Genomic DNA, 20,671 nt, shown 5'->3' on the forward strand with positions numbered 1-20,671 from the left:
GGGGGCGTCAGGGGCAAGGAAAGCCTGTGTTTCTTCACAATTTACCGCCACATGTGGATTTCGCTGGGTCTTGCCCGACAGACACGCTATCACGCCGCCATGTCACAAGATCGCATCACTCAGCTTGAAGAAACCATCGCGCATCTGACCCTTGTGGTCGATGATTTGAACGAGGTTGTAACCAAACAGGACGCGGAACTTGCCCGTCTGTCACATCTTGTACGCATTCTGACCGAGCGCGAGGCCGAGCGCGAGCAAGGCAATTCGGGTGGTGTTGTTTTGGGCGATGAACGGCCGCCGCATTACTGACGCTCCCGCCCGTATCCCCTATCTGACGACGCGGATTTCGGCTGGGGGGGTAGCCTCGCTTCGCTCGGCGGATTTGAGGCCTCCGGCGGGGATATTTACAACAAGAAAAAGAGCTCAGCGCCTTTTCTTGTCATAAATATCCTGGGGTGAGGCCGCTGGCCGAGGGGCAAAGCCCCTACACTTCCTCCACGTCAATCACATCATTTAGCGATTTCAGCGCGCCTTTGACCTGTGGATTCAGCGGGTATGACTGGCCGAGTGTCATCTCGACCTCGCCCGGCAGGCTGGGATCCATCAAACAGACCGAGACCTCGCCGGGACGGGCATTGCGCGCTTTGTCCGCTGCATCTTGCAGGACCGAAGCCACCTGCGTCAAAGCCGAGGCGTTTTCGAGGTAAAGCTTCAGCGCCATCCCCCCCACATCCGACACCACATTGTCGATGGGCGAGATTGAGCGGGCCAGAAGTTTTAGCTGATCGGCCTCCATCGTCGCCTCGACTGTGACGACCACGTCAGACCCGGTCTCCAGATAATCGCGACATTTCTCCAAGACATCCGAGAAGATCGTGACCTCATACTGCCCAGTTGGATCGGTCAACTGGGCGAAGGCAAAACGGTTGCCACGGGCGGATTTGCGTTCCTGACGGCCTGCCACGGTTCCCGCCAGTTTCGCCACCATCGCCCCGCGTTCGGCTTTCTTTTCAAGTTCTTGCAAGGACAGAACCTGCTTGCGTTTCAGCGCAGCCATATAGTCATCCAGCGGGTGGCCCGACAGGTAGAAGCCAATCGCTTTCTGCTCTTCCGCCAGCCGTTCGCTGGGCAGCCAATCCCCCACAGGGGACAAGCGCGGTTCGGGCAGGTCGTCGCCTGCCTCGCCAAACAGCGACACCTGATTGGAGGCGCGCTGTTCGTGGATCGCTGCGGAATAGCTGACCAGCCCATCGAGGCTGTCAAAGATGCGGCGGCGGTTTTTGTCGAGCTGATCGAAGGCCCCAGCGCGGGCCAGCATCTCCATCGGGCGTTTGCCGACGCGTTTCAGATCGACCCGGCGTGCGACGTCGAACAGTGTCGCGAAGGGCTTGTCGACACCGTCCACCTTGCGGCCTTCGACCACTAGTTTCATCGCCTCGATGCCGACGTTTTTCAGCGCACCCAGACCGTAGACGACCTTGCCATCCTTCACGCTGAACGTCTCGAGCGAGCGGTTTACGCAAGGGGGCACGATCTCGATATCCATGCCGCGACGAACTTCGTTGGCGTAGACCGACAGCTTGTCCGTCAGGTGGATATCGCAGTTCATCACGCCGGCCATGAACTCGACCGGGTGGTTCGCTTTCAGCCATGCGGTTTGATAGCTGACCACGGCATAGGCGGCGGCGTGGGATTTGTTGAAGCCGTAGTTGGCGAACTTTTCCAGAAGGTCGAAAACTTCCGAGGCCTTCTTTGCAGGCACTCCGTTCTCTGCAGCCCCCTTTTCGAACTTCGGACGCTCAGCGTCCATCGCCTCTTTAATCTTCTTACCCATCGCACGGCGCAGCAGGTCAGCGCCGCCAAGCGAATAGCCCGCCATGACCTGTGCGATCTGCATAACCTGTTCCTGATAAACGATAATGCCCTGAGTTTCCTCAAGAATATGGTCGATCAGGGGGTGGACGGATTCAATCTCGCGCTGACCATTTTTGACCTCGCAATAGGTCGGGATGTTCTCCATCGGGCCGGGGCGATAGAGCGCCACGAGGGCCACGATGTCTTCGATACAGGTGGGTTTCATGCGCCGCAGCGCGTCCATCATGCCCGTCGATTCCACCTGGAACACGGCGACGGTTTTGGCAGCGGCATAGAGCTTGTAGGTCGGTTCGTCATCCAGCGGGATGGCGTTGATTTCGTTCACCGCGCCTTCAGGCGGATCATAGAGCGTATCGCCCCCGGGAGCCACATGCAGATCACGCCCTTGCCCCCGGATCAGATCGACAGCGTTTTGAATGACGGTAAGGGTTTTCAGACCCAGAAAGTCGAACTTAACGAGGCCCGCTTGCTCGACCCACTTCATGTTGAACTGGGTGGCGGGCATGTCGGATCGCGGATCCTGATAGAGCGGCACCAGTGCGTCCAACGGACGGTCCCCGATCACAACACCCGCCGCGTGGGTCGAGGCGTTGCGAAGCAGCCCTTCGATCTGCTGGCCGTATTTCAGAAGACGATCAACGACCTCCTCCGCGCGGGCTTCTTCGCGAAGTCGCGGTTCATCGGCCAAGGCTTTCTCGATTGAAACGGGTTTCACGCCCTCAACCGGGATCATCTTGGACAGGCGGTCCACTTGCCCGTAAGGCATCTGCAACACCCGGCCCACGTCACGCACGGCGGCTTTTGACAAAAGCGCACCGAAGGTGATGATCTGGCCCACCTTGTCGCGGCCATACTTTTCCTGAACGTAGCGAATGACTTCCTCGCGGCGATCCATACAGAAGTCGATGTCGAAATCCGGCATCGACACACGTTCGGGGTTCAAGAAGCGTTCGAACAGCAGTGAATAACGCAGGGGATCAAGGTCGGTGATCAACAGGGCATAGGCAACAAGGCTACCCGCACCGGACCCACGACCCGGCCCCACCGGAATGCCCTGATCTTTGCCCCATTTGATAAAATCCGCAACGATCAGGAAATAGCCCGGGAAACCCATCCCTTCGATGATGTCGAGCTCGAAATCGAGCCGCTTCTTGTATTCCTCGACGCTGACCGCATGGGGGATCATTGAGAGGCGATATTCCAGACCTTCCTCGGCCTGACGACGCAGTTCGGCCACCTCGTCATCCGCAAATTTCGGCAGGATCGGGTCGCGGCGATAGGCCATGAAGGCGCAACGCTTGGCGATCTCGACAGTATTTTCGATCGCCTCGGGTAGATCCGCGAACAGCGTGATCATCTCTTCGGGCGATTTGAAATAATGCTGCGGGGTCAGGCGGCGACGGCCCTCCTGCTGGTCCACATAAGCGCCTTCTTTAATGCAGATCAGCGCATCATGGGCTTCGTAAAGCTTCTGGGCAGGGAAATAGACATCATTGGTCGCGACAAGCGGAATGCCCATCGCGTAGGCCATTTCGACGAAGCCGCGCTCGGTCAGACGTTCAGGCTCGGTGGGCTGGCCACCCTCGCCCGGATGGCGCTGAAGCTCGACATACAAACGGTCACCATAGGTCGCGTGCAAGCGGCGCATCAAGGATTCGGCCTTGTCGCGCTGACCGTTTTGTAACAGCTGCCCCACCGGACCTTCCGCCCCGCCTGTCAGGCAAATCACGCCTGCAGCATTGGCCTCCAAATCCTCCAACGTGACCTGCGGCAGCGCGCCGTTCTTGTCCACATAAAGGCACGTATTCAGACGCATCAGGCCTTCGTAACCTTCCTCGTTCTGGGCCAAAAGCACCACCGCAGCGGGGGCTTTCGGGGCCTCGCCCGGCGCGGGCGGGTCAAAGCAGACATCCACCTGACAACCAATGATCGGCTGCACGCCTTCACCCGCCGCGGTCACGGAAAATTCCAATGCTGCGAACATGTTATTGGTATCCGTCATGGCGACGGCGGGCATGTCATGCGCGGCACAAAGACCGGGCAATTTCTTGACCGGAACCGCCCCTTCCAGAAGCGAGTATTGCGTGTGGGTGCGAAGGTGGATGAATCGGGGCTGGCTGCTCATCCGGGCAGGTTAAACCAGCGCCCGATCATACGAAAGGGCGCCCAGCGCTCAGCGACAAGATTTTGCCACAGGGCTTGACCGATCCCACTTTCCCGGCTTTCCTATAGGCATAAAAACATACACCCGCGCGTTTTCTACGCCGCATCGAGGACGCGGACATCGGGGCCACCAACAGGGTAAGGCGGCAGGACGATCCAATGAACATCACCTTTCTTCTGAACGGAGAGAGCGTGACCCTGCGCGATGTTGACCCCACGCAATCCACGCTGAATTGGCTACGCGACACGCGTGGTTTGACCGGTACGAAAGAAGGCTGCAACGAAGGTGATTGCGGAGCCTGTACGGTTATGCTGCGGGATGCGGACGGTGCGCGGGCAGTGAATGCCTGTATCCTGTTTCTGGGGCAGTTGGATGGCAAATCCCTGACCACGGTCGAGGCCTTGGCAGATGGTGATACCCTGCATCCAGTGCAAGAGGCATTGGTTGAAGAACACGGCTCGCAATGCGGGTTCTGTACGCCGGGGATCGCGGTATCTTTGGCCACGGCGCATCTAAACGGAGACCGGGCGCATGACGATGTGCTGGCCGGGAACCTGTGCCGGTGCACGGGCTACGCGCCGATTGTGCGCGCTGCCGAACGAGCTACCGAAGCTCCGGTGCCCGAGGGCTTCGCCGCTACGCCAGCCCTGCCCGATACGGACAACACTCCGATGCGCCCCAAGACGGCGGACGCTTTGGCGCACGCGCTGATGGAGCATCCCCACGCCACGCTGGTCGCCGGAGCGACAGATGTGGGGCTGTGGTCGACCAAGGCACTGCGCGATATTCGCCCGGCGATCTTCCTGAATGGCGTCACGGATCTGAAACAGATTGAGATCACGGACACCCATATCCATATCGGCGCGGGCGTCAGCATTGAGGCGTTGCGCCATCTGATGCTAGACCACCACCCCCATTTTGCCGAGATGCTGCGCCGTTTCGCGTCCACTCAGGTGCGCAACGTGGCCACCATCGGCGGCAATATTGCCAATGGCTCGCCCATCGGGGACGGGCCACCACCTCTGATCGCGCTGGATGCGGTGCTGCATCTGCGACGCGGGGACGTCCGGCGGCAGGTCGCACTGGAAGACTTCTTCATCGACTACGGCAAACAGGACCGCCAACCGGGCGAATTTGTCGAGGCGATCTCGGTCCCGAGTGGACCAGACAACCTGCGCGTCTACAAGCTGTCGAAACGCTTTGATCAGGACATCTCGGCCGTGCTGGGCGCGTTTAATATCGCGGTTGAGGATGGCAAAGTCGCCACCGCACGGATCGCCTTCGGGGGAATGGCCGGGACGCCGAAACGGGCATCCCATGTCGAGGACGCCTTGATCGGACAGCCGTGGGAGCTAGCGACCGTTGAAACCGCCGCGCAAGAGTTCTCCAAGGACTATACGCCCATGACCGACATGCGTGCCTCTGCTGACTACCGCTTGCGCACGTGCCAAAACATGCTGATCCGCTGTTTCCATGAAGGGTCCGGGGCCAAAACTTCGGTGCTGGAGGTGACGTCATGAGCGCCGGAGCCCCTCTGCCCCACGACGCCGCGGCCCTCCATGTGACGGGTGCCGCGCGCTATGTGGATGACATCCCGATGCCCGCGAACTGCCTGCATCTGGCGTTCGGTTTGGCGGACTGCGCCCGTGGCGTGATCACGCAAGCGGATCTATCGAAAGTACGCGAAGCCGACGGCGTGGTCGCCGTTCTGACCGCCGCCGATCTGCCGTTCGAGAACGACGTCTCGCCCTCGATCCACGACGAACCCTTATTGGCGCAAGGCGAGGTGTTCTATCACGGCCAACCCATCTTTCTAGTCGTCGCCACCAGCCATCTGGCGGCGCGCAAAGCCGCGCGCTTGGGGCAGATCACCATCGACCCGCGCCCGGCCATCCTGACAATTGACGAGGCATTGGCCGCTGACAGCCGGTTTGAGAACGGGCCTGTTGTGTGGTCGCGCGGCAATGCAAGCACGGCGATGAACACCGCCCCGCACATCATCGAAGGCAGCTTTGAGATGGGCGGGCAAGAGCACTTTTATCTGGAAGGCCAAGCCGCGCTCGCCGTGCCGCAGGATGATGGAGACATGCTGGTTCACAGCTCGACCCAGCACCCGACCGAAATCCAACACAAAGTGGCCCACGCGATCGGCGTTCCCATGAACGCCGTGCGGGTCGAGACCCGCCGGATGGGCGGCGGGTTCGGCGGCAAAGAGAGCCAAGGCAACGCGCTGGCCGTGGCATGTGCCGTCGCTGCGCGCCAAACCGGGCGCCCTTGCAAGATGCGTTATGACCGGGATGACGACATGGTCGTCACCGGCAAGCGGCACGACTTCCGGATTACATACCGTGCAGGCGTGGATGAGGACGGGCGGCTGGTCGCGCTGGACGTCACCCAGCTGGCCCGCTGCGGCTGGGCGCAGGACCTGTCACTACCAGTGGCGGATCGCGCAATGCTGCACGCGGACAATGCCTATTTCCTGCCGGATGTGCGGATCGAAAGCCACCGGCTGAAGACACACACCGCCTCGGCCACCGCGTTTCGCGGGTTTGGCGGTCCGCAGGGTGTGTTCGGAATCGAACGGATCATGGACCACATCGCCCGCGCCCGCGGGCTGGACCCGATGGATGTACGCCGGGTGAATTTTTACAGCGACGGACAGACCACCCATTACGGGCAGGAAATCCAAGGCTTCCATATCCCCGCCATGACGGATGCTCTGTTGAGGCGTGCGGACTATGCCCAGCGTCGCAAAGACATCGCGGCCTTCAACGCGGAAAATCCGTTGCTGAAGAAAGGTCTGGCCTTCTCGCCGGTCAAGTTCGGGATCAGTTTCACCCTGACCCATCTAAACCAGGCGGGGGCGCTGGTGCATGTGTATCAGGACGGCTCGATCCAGATGAACCACGGCGGGACCGAGATGGGACAGGGCCTGTTCCAGAAGGTCGCGCAGGTGGCCGCGCGCAGTTTTGGGGTGCCGCTGGAGTTGGTGAAAATCACCGCAACGGACACGGCGAAAGTGCCCAACACCTCGGCCACGGCAGCGTCGTCTGGGTCGGACCTGAACGGGATGGCAGTGCAGAAGGCCTGCCTGACGATCCGCTCGCGGATGGCCGAGCATCTGGCGCAGATGTGGCAATGTACGACTGCCGAGATCACCTTTGTAGACGGTCAGGTGCATGGCCCTGCGCAAAGCATCTCGTTCCAAGAGGCCGCGCAGATGGCTTATGAAGCGCGGGTCAGCCTGTCGGCCACCGGCTTTTACAAAACGCCCGAAATCACATGGGATCGCGTCAAAGGACAGGGGCGACCGTTCTTCTATTTCGCCCATGGCGTGGCGCTGACCGAAGTGGTGATCGATACGCTGACCGGCGAAAACCGCGTTTTGCGGGCCGATATCCTGCATGACGCGGGCACCAGCCTGAATCCGGCCTTGGATATCGGGCAGGTCGAGGGCGGCTATGTGCAAGGTGTGGGTTGGTTGACGACCGAAGAATTGGTCTGGGACGACAAGGGCGTTCTGCGCACCCATGCGCCGTCAACCTACAAGATCCCGGCCTGTTCCGACCGGCCGCGTGTCTTTAACGTGGACCTGTGGGATCAGCCCAACCACGAAGACACGATTTTCCGTTCCAAGGCCGTCGGAGAACCACCCTTCATGCTGGGGATCTCCGCATGGCTGGCGCTGGCAGATGCCGTTGCGGCTTGCGGCGACGGGTTCCACGACATGAACGCGCCTGCGACGGCGGAAGAAGTTCTATCCGCTGTGAAAAGGGTGCGCGATGGCGATTGATCTGCCTCAGCTAGACCGCACGATTGCCACCCACGGCCCCGTGGCCCGCGTCGTGGTGGCCGACACTGCCGGTTCCACTCCACGCGAAGTTGGGGCGGCGATGCTGGTCTGGACAGACGGGCAATCTGGCACGATTGGCGGTGGAGAGCTAGAGTTCCGCGCTGCACGCGACGCACGCACGCAGCTTCAGCAGGGGCAGAACCTCAAAACGGTGCGCCTGCCCCTTGGCCCCGCGCTGGGGCAATGCTGCGGTGGTGCCGTGACGCTTCTGACCGAGATCTACTGCGCCGAGGATATCACCCGCCTGGCAGATACCAGCATCCATGCGCGCTCAACGACCGGTAACGACACCGCGCCGCTTGCCGTCAGCCGCACACTCGCGAAGGCCCGCAATCAGGGCGTGCTGCCCGAGCCCACACTAATGCAAGGCTGGATGATCGAACCTGTCGCTCGCCCCCAAACCCCAGTCTGGATCTATGGCGCGGGTCATGTGGGACGTGCGCTGGTCCAGACCCTCGCGCCGCTGCCTGATCTGGCGATCACGTGGGTCGATGTGGACCTCTCGCGCTTCCCAAAGAACGTACCCGAGGGCGTCACTTGCCTGCCCGCCTCCGATCCGGCCAAAGCCGTCGCGCTTGCGCCCGCCGATGCCCATCACCTTGTGCTGACCTATAGCCACGTCATGGACCTTGAGATCTGTCACGCGATTCTTTCGCATAGGTTTGCCAGCGCCGGACTGATCGGATCCGCCACCAAATGGGCGCGTTTCAGATCGCGACTGACCGCCTTGGGGCATAGCCGCACAAAAATTGATCAAATCAACTGCCCAATCGGTGATCCGAGCCTGGGAAAACACCCTCAAGCCATTGCTCTGGGGGTTGGGACCGCGCTACTTAAGAGCGTCGCATATAACAATAATCTCGACAGGGGAGTGTTAACCAAGTGACAGGGGATCTACGCCAAAGTGATGCGCTAATGACGTTGGAGGGCCTGACCAAGGCCTATCCCGGCGTCTTGGCCAACGATCAGGTTTCGTTTTCGCTCTTACCCGGCGAAGTACACGCCCTTTTGGGAGAGAACGGCGCGGGCAAATCCACGCTGGTCAAAATGATCTACGGGCTGGTGAAGCCCGACGCGGGTCAAATGTCCCTGAACGGCGAAGAATTCACCCCTGTGAACCCCGCCGCAGCCCGCGCTGCCGGTGTTGCGATGGTGTTCCAGCATTTCAGCCTGTTTGACGCGCTGTCAGTGGCGGAAAACATCGCCCTTGGCATGGACAACCCACCCAGCACGCGCGAATTGGCCAGCCGCATTCGCGACGTTAGCCAAGCCTATGGCCTGCCCTTAGACCCTGACCGAATTGTTGGCGATCTGTCCGCCGGTGAACGCCAACGGGTCGAGATCATTCGCTGCCTGCTTCAGAATCCGAAGCTTTTGATCATGGATGAACCGACCAGCGTTCTAACCCCGCAAGAGGTCGAGATCCTGTTCGAAACCCTGCGGAAGCTGACCTCCGAGGGGACCTCGATCCTCTATATCTCGCACAAGCTGGAGGAAATCCGGTCGCTTTGTGAACACGCCACGATCCTGCGTCACGGCGTGGTGGTCGACACCTGCGACCCGCGCGAAAAATCCGCCCGTGAACTGGCCGAGCTGATGGTGGGTGACAAGCTGCACGTCCCTTCGCGCGATCCTGCCGAACCCGGCGACGTCGCACTGTCCTTGTCCAGCGTCTCGATGCCCTCGCCCAGCGAGTTTGGCACCGATTTGCGCAATGTCTCGCTTGAGGTGCGCAAGGGCGAAGTCTTGGGCATCGGCGGCGTGGCCGGCAACGGGCAGGACGAGCTGTTAGCCGTCATGTCGGGCGAAGCGCGTGCGCAAGATGGGTCCATTACGCTGGCCGGAGAAGAGATTAACACGCTGTCCCCCGGCGCACGCCGCGCGCGTGGATTGCTGACCGCACCAGAAGAACGGCTGGGCCATTCTGCGGCCCCCGAGATGAGCCTGATCGAGAACGCTCTGCTGACCGGCTCGGTGCGCGAGAAGCTTGTGGACCGTGGGTTCCTGCGTTGGAGCAAGACCGAGAAATTCGCCCGTCGCATCATCGAAGCGTTCGACGTCCGCACCCCCGGCCCGGACAATGCCGCCGGATCGCTATCGGGCGGCAACCTGCAGAAATTCGTCATTGGCCGCGAGGTGTTGCAAGACCCTGATGTCTTGGTGGTGAACCAGCCCACATGGGGTGTGGATGCGGCGGCTGCGGCCTCGATCCGGCAATCGCTGCTGGATTTGGCGCATAAAGGCGCGGCGGTCATCGTGATCTCACAGGATTTGGACGAATTGATGGAAATTTCAGACCGCTTCACGGCGCTGAACGAAGGGCGCTTGGCTCGTCCGGTGCCGATGCAAGGGCTGAGCGTTGAAGAAATCGGCCTGATGATGGGTGGCTCAGAAGCAGACGAGGTGGCCGCATGATCCGTTTGGAAAAACGACCCCAGCCGTCCAAGGTCTGGGGCGCACTGACACCGGTTTTGGCCGTGGTTGCAACTATGATCGCTGGCGGCATCCTGTTCTGGATGCTGGGGAAAGACCCGCTTGAAGCCATTCGCACGATCTTCTGGGATCCGCTGTTTCACGAGACTTTTGGGCCGTATTCACGCCCGCAGTTGTTGGTAAAAGCCGGTCCGCTGATCCTGATCGCCATTGGCCTGTCCTTAGGCTTCCGCGCCGGGATCTGGAACATCGGGGCCGAGGGTCAGTACATCATGGGCGCCATCTGCGGCGCTGCTGTCGGGCTGGCCTTCTACCCGTCAGAAAGCATTCTGATTTTCCCGGCCATGGTGCTGGCAGGGGCCATCGGCGGCTGGGCTTGGGCCATGATCCCCGGTGTTTTGAAGGTGAAATTCGGCACCAACGAAATTTTGGTAAGCCTAATGCTGGTCTATGTGGCGGAAAACATTTTGGCCTCGGTCAGTCAGGGGTTGTTGAAAAACCCTGACGGCATGGGCTTTCCCGGCTCGCGTAACTTCCGCGACTTCCCGGCTGCTTACAACACTGATCTGATCGAGGGCACGGGCATGCATTGGGGTGTGGCTGCGGCCTTCATCGCTGTCATTCTGGCCTATATCCTACTGACCCGTCACATGCTGGGCTTTCAGGTCCGTTTGACCGGCGAAGCCCCGCGGGCCGCGAAGTTCGCGGGCGTGAACCCGACACGGCTGATCCTGTTCTGCCTTGGCACATCCGGCGCGCTGGCCGGTTTGGCGGGACTGTTCGAGGTCTCGGGGCCCTCGGGTCAGGTCTCGATCGACTTTAACGCAGGCTACGGCTTCACCGCGATCATCGTGGCCTTCCTTGGCCGCTTGCACCCGATCGGCATTCTGCTGGCGGGGCTCTTGATGGCGCTGACCTATATTGGCGGCGAGCTGGCGCAGCTGATGCTGGGTCTGCCCGGTGCCGCGATTCAGATGTTCCAAGGGATGCTGATGTTCTTCCTACTGGCGATGGACATGCTGTCACACTATCGCGTGCGGTGGAAAGCGCCGGTGGCTGCGCAAGAAGGAGCGAAATAATGGATCTTGGACAAATTAATCCGCTTCTGCTTCTGGCGTCCCTCATGGTGGCCGCAACCCCTATCCTTCTGGCCGCAATCGGTGAAGCCGTGGTCGAGAAATCGGGCGTTCTGAACCTGGGCGTGGAAGGCATGATGATCACCGGTGCGGTGGTTGGCTTCGCGATTGGTGTGACCACCGGCGCGCCGTCGATTGGCTTTGTCGCGGCTGCGGTCGCGGGCGCTGCGCTGTCGATGCTGTTTGGCGTGCTCGTCCTGTATCTGAAGTCGAACCAAGTGGCGACCGGTCTGGGCCTGACGCTGTTCGGGCTGGGGCTGTCTGCCCTGATCGGCAAGCCGTATGAGGGCATCAAAGCCCCCACTATGGCCAAGTGGGAGATCCCGCTGCTGTCCGACATTCCAGTGCTGGGCCCAATCATGTTCCGCCATGACCCGATGGTCTATGTCAGCCTGATTATCGTCGCCCTGACATGGTACGTGCTGACGCGCACCCGTGCGGGCTTGATCCTGCGCGGTGTCGGTGAAAACCACAACGCCGCCCACGCGCTTGGCTATAAGGTCATCCGGGTGCGCTTGATGGCGATTGCCTTTGGTGGCGCCTGCGCGGGGATGGGCGGTGCCTATATCAGCCTAGTGCGCGTGCCGCAGTGGGTCGAAGGCATGACGGCAGGCGCGGGCTGGATCGCGCTGGCCATTGTGGTCTTCGCCAGCTGGCGCCCATGGCGTGTGCTTCTGGGCGCATATCTCTTTGGGGGAATCTCGGTTCTGCAGCTGAACCTTCAGGCCGCCGGTGTCCCCATCCCGGTCGAGATCCTGGCCATGAGCCCCTATATTATCACCATCCTTGTGCTGGTTGTGATCTCGCTACGTGGCAATCACGGGGCCCCCGGATCCTTGGGGCGCGAATTCCACGCCACCCATTAACCCGCAGGATCCCTGATGAACAAAGCAGACATTCACGACATTCTGGACGGACACAAGCCGCTTGGCGGTGTGAACGTCGCGCGTGTCATGGATGTGCTGATCCTGCTGTCGGCAATCGCCATCGCGTTGGAAACCATGCCTGAGCTGCCCGAACATCTGCGCGGGCTTTTGTTCAAGTTCGAGGTGCTGCTTTTGGTGGTTTTCGCGGCCGAGTATGTCTTGCGATTGGTCACGTCTCCGCGTCCGCTGCGCTATGCGTTCAGCTTCTGGGGACTGGTCGATTTTCTGGCCTTTGCTCCGGCCATAGCGCTTTTGACGCCGCAATGGCAGGTGGTGCGCGCCTTCCGCCTTCTGCGCCTCGTCCGGCTTTTGAAGCTGTTCCGCGGATCACACGCGATGGAGCGCCTTGTCGTGGCCTTCAGGCAGGTTCGGGGAGAGCTTTTGATCTTTGGTATCATCGCCGCTCTTATGCTTTATGTTTCGGCAGTAGGAATCTATATTTTCGAACATGAAGCCCAACCCGAAGTTTTCTCGTCTATTCCCAACAGCCTATGGTGGGCCGTCGCCAGTTTCACCACCGTGGGATATGGCGATATGTTCCCTATCACAGCCGGAGGTCGGATCTTCACCACCTTCGTCCTGTTCATCGGACTGGGTGTGATTGCCGTGCCATCGGCGATCATCACCACTGCGCTTCTCGAAAGCGAAACGAACATCCAGCGTCGTCTGCGCGAAGCCCGCGAAGAGGCCGCTGATGAAACCAATAATACTGCTCAAGACACCAAGGGAGATTAACATGCGTGTATTGAAATCACTTCTGGCTACGGCGGCTTTGGCCACCGGTCTGGCCGGGGCGGCCATGGCCGAGGACAAGACCAAGGTCGGCTTTATCTATGTCGGCCCCGTGGGCGACGGCGGCTGGACCTATGAACACGATCAGGGCCGTAAAGCCGTAGAAGCCGCATTCGGCGACAAGGTTGAAACCGTCTATGTTGAAAGCGTGTCGGAATCGAACGCAGAAGGCCCAATCACGCAGATGGCCCTGTCGGGTGCTGACCTGATCTTCACCACCTCGTTTGGTTTCATGGACGCGACTCTGGCCGTGGCCGAGAAGTTCCCGAACGTGAAGTTCGAGCACGCCACCGGCTATAAGCAGTCGGACAACGTGTCGGTCTATTCGGCGCGCTTCTATGAAGGTCGCGCCGTACAGGGTCACATCGCAGGCAAGATGACCAAGTCGAACATCATCGGCTACATCGCCTCGTTCCCGATCCCGGAAGTTATCCGTGGCATCAACTCGGCCTATATCCACGCCAAGAAGGTTAACCCGGACGTACAGTTCAAAATCATCTGGGCCTACACTTGGTTTGACCCGGCCAAAGAAGCCGACGCTGCCAAAGCTCTGATCGAACAAGGCGCTGACGTGATCCTGCAGCACACCGACTCGACCGCGCCGCAGGCCGCTGCGAAAGAAGCCGGCAACGTGATCACCTTCGGTCAGGCCTCGGACATGAGCGACTACGCCCCCTTCCCGCGCGTATCTTCGATCATCGATGACTGGGCACCTTACTATGTCGCACGCACCAAAGCCGTTATGGACGGCACCTGGGAAAGCGTCTCGACCTGGGACGGTATCGGCGCTGGCATGGTTGGCATCGGCGATATCTCGGACGCCGTACCAGCTGACGTGAAAGCCGAAGCAGAAGCCCTGCGTGATGCACTGGCTTCGGGCGAATACCACGCCTTCACTGGCCCGCTGAACAAACAGGACGGCTCGGCTTGGCTGGCAGACGGTGAAACCGCTTCCGACTATGGCGACGATGGTCTGGCTGGCATGGGCTTCTACGTAGAAGGCATCGAAGCCGAGATCCCGTCGAACTAATCGACCCTACACAAAGCATCAAAATGCCCTGCCGAAAGGTGGGGCATTTTTTATGCAAAATGCGCGACGGAAACCCGGTCACATTCCGTAATACGAATATAGGGACAACAAACGGAGCGTAACGATGCGCAAGACAACACCATTTCTGGCCACTGCGGCACTTGTATTTGCACTGCCTGCACTGGCACAAAACCAGCCCGGCGCCCATTTTATCGAGATGTGGGATCTGGATGAAAACGGCTCGGTCTCGATCGAGGAAGCCCGTGAACGCCGTGGCGACATTTTCCACACCTTCGACGCCGACGATGACGGTGTGCTGAGCGCCGAGGACTATGTTCTGTTCGACGAAGCCCGCGAGGCGGACATGAAAGAACACGGGATCGGCCAAGGCGGCGGTCAGGGTCAAGGCAAGGGTCAAGGCCAAGGTCAGGGTAAAGGCCAAGGAAAAGGCAAGAGACAGGGTATGGGCGAGCACAGCGCCGCCATGTCCATGACCCGTGAAAACGCAGACCTTGATGGCGACGGGCAAGTCACCCGTGAAGAGTTCCTTGCAGGTGTAGATCTGTGGTTCCCAAAGCAGGATCGCAACGGCGATGGCGTAATCTCGCAAGAAGATTTCGGCCGACAGTAAGTGCCCCATTTCGCGCGCTGACAAAGCGCACCAAAGAAGATCTGGCCCCGTATCACGCGAGCCCTTTTCCTTTATCGAACCGCGTGGCAATGTCGCGCCATGACCGACCTGATTTCCCTTGATGGCACCCCAGCCCAGCGCTTTGCCTTTGGCACCATGCAATTTGGCGAGAACGCTGATGAAGCCGCCTCGCGCGCGATGTTTGACGCCTGTATCGATGCTGGCATCACGCATTTCGACACGGCGAACCTGTATACGGGCGGGGCCTCGGAAGAAATCCTCGGACGGCTGATTGCACCCCTCCGCGATCGTCTGATCATCGGGACCAAGATCGGCTATGACGCGCCCGACAATGCTGCTGTGCTGCGGTCTCAGTTCGACGCCTCTCGAACCCGGCTAGGTTTGGATGCGGTGGATATCCTCTATCTGCATCGCTTCAACCCGAACATGGCGATGGAAGAGCAAATCGAACTTCTGGCTGAGCTTCAGGCGTCTGGACAAACCCGCTATCTGGCTCTGTCTAACTTTGCCGCGTGGCAAGTGATGAAAGCGCAGGCGATCGCACACAGACTGGACACGAAGATCGACGTGATCCAGCCCATGTATAGCCTTGTGAAACGTCAGGCCGAGGTCGAATTGCTGCCCATGTGCGCCTCCGAGGGCATTTTGGCGGCTACCTACTCTCCCTTGGGCGGAGGGCTTTTGACTGGCAAATACGCAAAAGGCGGTTCGGGCAGACTCTCCGAAGATCACCGCTACGCTGCGCGCTATGGTCTGGACTGGATGCACAATGCAGCCAAGGCACTGCCCGAGATCGCACTGGACCTGAACACACATCCGGCCACTTTGGCCGTGGCGTGGACAGCCAGCCATCCGTCCCGCCCCGCACCCATCCTATCGGCACGATCTCTGGACCAATTGCAGCCATCTCTGGACGCGCTGACCTTCGAGATGCCCCCCGAGTTGCGCGATAGATTGACCGCGCTAACCCCCACACCTGCCCCCGCAACGGATAGGATTGAAGAGAATGTTTGATTTCGTCGTTATCGGCGGTGGCATCGCCGGAATATCCGCAGGCGCACGGCTGTCGCAACTGGGCAGTGTTTGCGTGTTGGAAGCCGAGAACGCATTGGCCTATCACGCCTCTGGCCGGTCAGCTGCAATGTACGAGGCAACCTATGGCGCGCCATCCGTGATCGCCTTGAACCTAGCGTCGCGCGAGTATCACGAAACCGTAAATGGTGGCGTGTTGTCCCCGCGAGGGCTGATGATTGTTGGTGGCAAAGGACAGGATAAAGAGCTCGCCCACGACCTTGAAGTAATGAAGATGGATCCCCTTTCCACGGACGAGGCATTGGATCTATTTCCCATCCTTAATCCTGACGCGATGATTGGTGCAGGCTATCATGCCGACGGATGGGACATCGACACGGATCTCCTGTTGCAAAACTTCGCGCGCGACATTCGCGCAAATGGTCAGGTGCACACACGCACCAAAGTCACGGCCATCACGCGCTTGCCAAACGGGTGGGAGGTCACGACGCCGAAGATGACGGTTCAGTGCAAAACACTGGTCAACGCGGCTGGGCCATGGGTCGATCAAGTCGCAGCCCTGGCCGGAATCAAGCCCATCGGCATTCAACCTTATCGGCGCTCCATGGCACGAATTGCCGCTCCCGAGGGCATGGATGTTTCGGGCTGGCCTATGGCAATGGGCGCGGGCGAAAGCTGGTATGCGAAACCGGATGCTGGTGCGCTATTGGTGTCACCCGAGGAAGAAGACCTGATAGAGCCCATGGATGCTTGGGCCGATGACATGGTGCTGGCAGAAGGGATCGCCCGCTATGAAGAAATGGTGACCCAACCGGTCACGCGCATGATCGCAAACTGGGCCGGGCTGCGTAGTTTCGCGCCGGATCGTAATCTTGTGCTGGGACCAGCGCCCGAAGATCGCAGCTTTATCTGGTGCGCCGGGCAAGGAGGATACGGGTTCCAAACCTCGCCCGCTGCGTCAAAACTGCTGGCAGACCTCGTCGCTGGGCGCACACCGGAGATCGAAGCCGAAACCGTGGCAAAAATCGTTCCGGACCGGTTCGCATAACCGATCTGACCCGTCCTTTCGCATTTTCTTGTCACAAATATCCTGGGGTGAGAGCCACAGGCTCGAGGGGCAAAGCCCCTTACCCCAGCAACACGTCGAGATGCTTCACCACTGATCGCGCCAGAACGTCAGGTTCGTACCCGCCTTCCAACATTGACACGATCCGACCGTCTGCGAACTCGTCCGCCACGGCCTTTAGCTCGCGCGTGACCCACTCGTAATCCGCGTCCGTTAGCTGAACGCTGGACATATCGTCAGCCACATGGGCGTCAAAGCCTGCCGAGATAAAGACGAATTCCGGTTTGAAGTCGCGCAGATGCGGAATCCAGTGGCCGGACACGGCCTCGCGGAACTCGGCACTGCCAGCGCCTGCGGACAGAGGGATATCGACCAAATTGTCGGTTTCTTTCTCGTGCCCGGTGAAGGGATAGAACGGGTGCTGGAAGCTGGAGCAGAACAGCACGCGCGGCTCAGCCTTGAAGATCTCTTCCGTGCCGTTTCCGTGGTGCACATCGAAGTCGATGATCGCCACGCGGGACAGTCCGTGTGCTTCCAACGCGTGGGCGGCAGCTACGGCAATGTTGTTGAACAGGCAGAACCCCATCGCCTTGTCGCTTTCCGCGTGGTGGCCCGGCGGACGGACCATGCAGAAGATTGGATTGGCCTCTTTCGACATAACCAGATCGACACCCATGCAGCCCGATCCGGCCGAGCGTTCGGCGGCCTTCAGTGTTCCGGGGCTCATCACCGTGTCCCCGTCGACCTCGACGCTTTCCATCCCCTGCCCTGGTGCCAGCGCATAGACGCGATCCAGATAATTGCTGTCATGCACGCGCTCCAGCTGTTCGCGGGTGACCAGCGGCGCATCGTGATGGCGCACCACATAGTCCATGCCCGACATGATCAACTGGTTGTTGATCGCATCCAGCCGCGCCTTGCTTTCCGGGTGCAATGGCCCCGCATCGTGGTCACGGCATTCACTATGCGAAATGATGGATAGCATTCGGTCTCCTCCCTCAATACTTCTTCAAAGCCAGCGTTCAACGATGACCACATCACGGTCATCGGGGTCTGGCCGCTGAGTAAAGCCCAGCTCTTTCATTAGGCGCAGCATCGGGTCGTTCTTCTTCAGAACCGTCCCTTCGATCACGTCCAATCCATGATCTTGTGCCGCGCTGAACAGCCCCTTCATCAGGCGTGTCCCAAGCCCCTGATGCTGGATCCGGTCCGACACGACGATGGCAAATTCACAGCTTTTCTGATCGGGGTTGATCACATAGCGTGCGACACCTACCAACACATCCTTCCCGTCAATTTCCGCCATGGCACACAGCGCCATTTCGCGGCGATAATCGATGGCCGAGAACTGGGCGAGCATTTCAGGGCTGAGTTCATTCACCGAGCCCATGAAGCGCATCTTCTTGGCCTCGGGCGACAGGTCGCGCATGAAGGACTGCAGATACTCGGCATCTTCGGGGCGGATTGGACGAATTACCAGAAGCGTGCCGTCCGACAAGAACGTCTCGCGCGCAAGATGGCGCGGATAGGGGTGAATTGCCATGTGGTCATAGGGGCCATCCTTCGCAGGCGCCCGCTGGATTGAAATGCGCGCATCCACCGCCAAAACCCCATCGGGGCTGACGAACAGTGGGTTGATGTCCAGTTCGGTGATTTCGGGCAGCTCGCTGACAATAATGGACACGCGTTTCAGCACATCAACCAGCGCGTCACGATCCACGGGCGCGGAATCGCGGAAGCTTTCCAGTGCCTTCGCCACCCGCGTTTTGTTGATCAGCCGCTCGGACAGAACCGCGTTCAGCGGCGGTAGGGCAACGGCGCTGTCTTTCATCACCTCAACCATGGTGCCACCCGCCCCAAACAAAACCGTAGGGCCAAAAACCGGGTCGCGACTTGCGCCGATCACCAGCTCGCGCGGGTCTTTTAGGCGCGCCATCGGCTCGACCGTGACCCCGTTGATCTGCGCGTCGGGGCGTGCGGCTTTGGCGGATTTAACCAGCTCGTGAAACACCCGCGAGACCGAGGTCGCATGCGCCACGTTCACCCGCACGCCACCCACATTGGTTTTATGCGTGATATCGGGCGAGGCGATTTTCATCGCCACCGGATAGCCAACAGATTCCGCAGCAACCAAGGCTTGCGAAGGCGTTGTCGCCTCGATTGTCATATTCACCGGAATGTTGAAGGCCTTCAGCAGCGCCTTGCTTTCCGTGTCCGACAGCATCTTGCGTCCGTCCGACAGGGCAGACGCGATGATCAGGTGCGCGCCGTCCAGATCCAACCCTTTCTCGAACGCACGGGCGCGGGGAACCTCCAGTGCCAGTTTGCGGTTGCGACGGTGTTGAACCAGATAGCTAAAGCCCTCGACCGCGCGTTCGGGCGTTTGGAAATCCGGCACGCCCGCTTTGGACAGGATTGCGCGACCTTCTTCGACGGACGGTTCACCCAGCCAGCAGGCCAGAACGGGCTTCTTGCGCCGCTTTGGCAGGGCATCCACCACTGCTTGCGCGGTTGCCACCGAGTCAGTCATCGCCTGTGGGGTCAGCATCACCAGCACCCCGTCGTTATCCGGGTCGGCAATGGCAGCTTTCACGGCGGCGGCATAGGTTGCGGGGTCCGCGTCTCCCAGAATATCGACCGGGTTGGCGTGGCTCCAATAGGGGGGCAAGACCTTGTCCAGCGCGTCTTTGGTTGCGTCAGACAGCGGCGGCAGCGCAATGTCCAGATCGCCTGCTCGGTCGGCGCCCAAAACCCCAGCGCCGCCGCCATTGGTGATAATGCACAGGCGATTTCCGCCGACTTTGCGGGTGTTGGCGAGGATCTCGGCCGCAGCGAAGAGCTGACCCAGAGTGCCCACTCGCACCGCACCGGCGCGTTCCAGCGCGGCATCAAACACATCATCCGAGCCAATCAACGCGCCAGTATGCGTATGCGCCGCTTGCGAGCTGGTCGCGTGGCGGCCTGATTTCAGCACGATCACCGGCTTCAGACGCGACGCCCGACGAAGCGCCGACATGAAGTTCTGCGCGTCTTTGATACCCTCAATATAGAGCAAAATGGCGTCCGTGCGCGGGTCCATCGCCAGAAAATCCAGCACGTCCCCGAAATCAATGTTGGTTGAATTGCCAAGGCTAACCATGGCGGAGAAGCCCGAATGATGCGGCCCGGCCCAGTCGGCGATCGCAGACACCAATGCGCCAGATTGCGACACAAACGCCAGCCGCCCCTTCGGCGGGTCAGAACGCAGGAAGCTCGCATCCAGCCCCAACCACGGGCGAACCAGACCCACGCAATTCGGCCCCATGAACCGGATGCCAGCCTTGCGTGCGGCGGCCACGACCTGAGCTTCCAGATCCTTGCCGCGCCCGTCGCCTTCTCCGAACCCTGCGGACAGGATGATGGCGGATTTCACGCCAGCCTCGGCGCAGTCGCGCATGATCCCCGGCACGGTACGCGCAGGCGTTGCGATCACAGCAAGATCCACTTCGTCCGGCAGATCAGTCACCTTGCGATAGCAGGTCGCATCACCAATGGCTTTATGCTTGGGATTGATCGGATAGAGCGGGCCTTCGAACCCGCCGGCCACCAGATTGCTCCACGCCATTGCGCCAACCGAGTTTCCGCTGGGGCTGGCCCCGAACACGGCGACCGAGGTGGGATCGAAAAGCGGGGTCAGAGGGCTTTTGTCCATCAGACGATTCCTTTACGAATG

The 20,671-nt window shown here is 60.2% G+C and carries 15 protein-coding genes; 12 read left to right on the plus strand and 3 right to left on the minus strand.

The features are described 5' to 3' along the window. The first annotated feature begins 51 nt into the window (after nt 1-51). Nucleotides 52-309 (plus strand): SlyX family protein, encoded by a 258-nt coding sequence (locus G0Q00_RS06820; protein ID WP_370458548.1) that lies wholly within the window; start codon nt 52-54, stop codon nt 307-309. A gap of 175 nt (nt 310-484) precedes the next feature. Here G0Q00_RS06820 and dnaE read toward each other — a convergent pair whose 3' ends face one another. Then, entirely contained in the window at nt 485-4,000 is a 3,516-nt protein-coding gene (dnaE, locus tag G0Q00_RS06825; RefSeq protein WP_163037587.1) for a DNA polymerase III subunit alpha, read from the minus strand. Nucleotides 4,001-4,197: 197 nt separating this feature from the next. Here dnaE and xdhA point away from each other — a divergent pair, with 197 nt between their 5' ends. From xdhA to G0Q00_RS06880, 11 genes are all read left to right on the plus strand, one after another. Further along, the gene (xdhA, locus tag G0Q00_RS06830) at nt 4,198-5,559 is read left to right on the plus strand and encodes a xanthine dehydrogenase small subunit (protein ID WP_163037588.1); all 1,362 of its coding nucleotides are present in this window, start codon (nt 4,198-4,200) and stop codon (nt 5,557-5,559) included. Beyond that, the gene (xdhB, locus tag G0Q00_RS06835) at nt 5,556-7,832 is read left to right on the plus strand and encodes a xanthine dehydrogenase molybdopterin binding subunit (protein ID WP_163037590.1); all 2,277 of its coding nucleotides are present in this window, start codon (nt 5,556-5,558) and stop codon (nt 7,830-7,832) included. Before xdhA ends, xdhB begins: the two co-directional genes overlap by 4 nt. Further along, nucleotides 7,822-8,778, plus strand: a complete 957-nt coding sequence (gene xdhC, locus G0Q00_RS06840; protein ID WP_163037592.1) for a xanthine dehydrogenase accessory protein XdhC — start codon at nt 7,822-7,824, stop codon at nt 8,776-8,778. The genes xdhB and xdhC overlap by 11 nt, the downstream gene beginning before the upstream one ends. A gap of 29 nt (nt 8,779-8,807) precedes the next feature. Next, nucleotides 8,808-10,307 (plus strand): ABC transporter ATP-binding protein, encoded by a 1,500-nt coding sequence (locus G0Q00_RS06845; protein ID WP_163037594.1) that lies wholly within the window; start codon nt 8,808-8,810, stop codon nt 10,305-10,307. Continuing rightward, entirely contained in the window at nt 10,304-11,404 is a 1,101-nt protein-coding gene (locus tag G0Q00_RS06850; protein WP_163037596.1) for an ABC transporter permease, read from the plus strand. The genes G0Q00_RS06845 and G0Q00_RS06850 overlap by 4 nt, the downstream gene beginning before the upstream one ends. Beyond that, complete coding sequence (locus G0Q00_RS06855) at nt 11,404-12,327, plus strand: ABC transporter permease (RefSeq protein ID WP_203564905.1); 924 nt, start codon at nt 11,404-11,406, stop codon at nt 12,325-12,327. The genes G0Q00_RS06850 and G0Q00_RS06855 overlap by 1 nt, the downstream gene beginning before the upstream one ends. Nucleotides 12,328-12,342: 15 nt before the next feature. Continuing rightward, complete coding sequence (locus G0Q00_RS06860; protein ID WP_163037598.1) at nt 12,343-13,122, plus strand: ion transporter; 780 nt, start codon at nt 12,343-12,345, stop codon at nt 13,120-13,122. Between the two features lies 1 nt (nt 13,123). Then, nucleotides 13,124-14,209 (plus strand): BMP family ABC transporter substrate-binding protein, encoded by a 1,086-nt coding sequence (locus G0Q00_RS06865; RefSeq protein ID WP_163037600.1) that lies wholly within the window; start codon nt 13,124-13,126, stop codon nt 14,207-14,209. Between the two features lie 124 nt (nt 14,210-14,333). Continuing rightward, on the plus strand, nt 14,334-14,840 hold the full coding sequence (locus tag G0Q00_RS06870; RefSeq protein ID WP_163037601.1) for an EF-hand domain-containing protein: 507 nt from the start codon (nt 14,334-14,336) through the stop codon (nt 14,838-14,840). Between the two features lie 99 nt (nt 14,841-14,939). Further along, the gene (locus G0Q00_RS06875) at nt 14,940-15,875 is read left to right on the plus strand and encodes an aldo/keto reductase (protein ID WP_163037603.1); all 936 of its coding nucleotides are present in this window, start codon (nt 14,940-14,942) and stop codon (nt 15,873-15,875) included. Beyond that, complete coding sequence (locus G0Q00_RS06880; protein WP_163037605.1) at nt 15,868-16,941, plus strand: FAD-binding oxidoreductase; 1,074 nt, start codon at nt 15,868-15,870, stop codon at nt 16,939-16,941. Before G0Q00_RS06875 ends, G0Q00_RS06880 begins: the two co-directional genes overlap by 8 nt. A 79-nt stretch (nt 16,942-17,020) precedes the next feature. Here G0Q00_RS06880 and G0Q00_RS06885 read toward each other — a convergent pair whose 3' ends face one another. Together G0Q00_RS06885 and G0Q00_RS06890 are read right to left on the minus strand one after the other, a co-directional pair. Further along, nucleotides 17,021-17,944 carry a histone deacetylase family protein gene (locus G0Q00_RS06885; protein WP_163037607.1) on the minus strand — a complete coding sequence of 308 codons (924 nt, stop codon included), beginning with the start codon at nt 17,942-17,944 and terminating at the stop codon, nt 17,021-17,023. Between the two features lie 24 nt (nt 17,945-17,968). Further along, nucleotides 17,969-20,650 carry a bifunctional acetate--CoA ligase family protein/GNAT family N-acetyltransferase gene (locus tag G0Q00_RS06890; RefSeq protein ID WP_163037609.1) on the minus strand — a complete coding sequence of 894 codons (2,682 nt, stop codon included), beginning with the start codon at nt 20,648-20,650 and terminating at the stop codon, nt 17,969-17,971. Between the last annotated feature and the right edge of the window lie 21 nt (nt 20,651-20,671).

It is taken from the genome of Aliiroseovarius sp. PrR006, assembly GCF_010500215.1.
Classification (GTDB): Bacteria; Pseudomonadota; Alphaproteobacteria; order Rhodobacterales; family Rhodobacteraceae; genus Aliiroseovarius.

Excerpts from the sequence above, each read along its gene's own strand:
- G0Q00_RS06820 (WP_370458548.1), top strand. The coding sequence starts at position 52 with ATGTGGATTTCGCTGGGTCTTGCCCGACAGACACGCTATCACGCCGCC.
- dnaE (WP_163037587.1), bottom strand. The coding sequence starts at position 4,000 with ATGAGCAGCCAGCCCCGATTCATCCACCTTCGCACCCACACGCAATAC.
- xdhA (WP_163037588.1), top strand. The coding sequence starts at position 4,198 with ATGAACATCACCTTTCTTCTGAACGGAGAGAGCGTGACCCTGCGCGAT.
- xdhB (WP_163037590.1), top strand. The coding sequence starts at position 5,556 with ATGAGCGCCGGAGCCCCTCTGCCCCACGACGCCGCGGCCCTCCATGTG.
- xdhC (WP_163037592.1), top strand. The coding sequence starts at position 7,822 with ATGGCGATTGATCTGCCTCAGCTAGACCGCACGATTGCCACCCACGGC.
- G0Q00_RS06845 (WP_163037594.1), top strand. The coding sequence starts at position 8,808 with ATGACGTTGGAGGGCCTGACCAAGGCCTATCCCGGCGTCTTGGCCAAC.
- G0Q00_RS06850 (WP_163037596.1), top strand. The coding sequence starts at position 10,304 with ATGATCCGTTTGGAAAAACGACCCCAGCCGTCCAAGGTCTGGGGCGCA.
- G0Q00_RS06855 (WP_203564905.1), top strand. The coding sequence starts at position 11,404 with ATGGATCTTGGACAAATTAATCCGCTTCTGCTTCTGGCGTCCCTCATG.
- G0Q00_RS06860 (WP_163037598.1), top strand. The coding sequence starts at position 12,343 with ATGAACAAAGCAGACATTCACGACATTCTGGACGGACACAAGCCGCTT.
- G0Q00_RS06865 (WP_163037600.1), top strand. The coding sequence starts at position 13,124 with ATGCGTGTATTGAAATCACTTCTGGCTACGGCGGCTTTGGCCACCGGT.
- G0Q00_RS06870 (WP_163037601.1), top strand. The coding sequence starts at position 14,334 with ATGCGCAAGACAACACCATTTCTGGCCACTGCGGCACTTGTATTTGCA.
- G0Q00_RS06875 (WP_163037603.1), top strand. The coding sequence starts at position 14,940 with ATGACCGACCTGATTTCCCTTGATGGCACCCCAGCCCAGCGCTTTGCC.
- G0Q00_RS06880 (WP_163037605.1), top strand. The coding sequence starts at position 15,868 with ATGTTTGATTTCGTCGTTATCGGCGGTGGCATCGCCGGAATATCCGCA.
- G0Q00_RS06885 (WP_163037607.1), bottom strand. The coding sequence starts at position 17,944 with ATGCTATCCATCATTTCGCATAGTGAATGCCGTGACCACGATGCGGGG.
- G0Q00_RS06890 (WP_163037609.1), bottom strand. The coding sequence starts at position 20,650 with ATGGACAAAAGCCCTCTGACCCCGCTTTTCGATCCCACCTCGGTCGCC.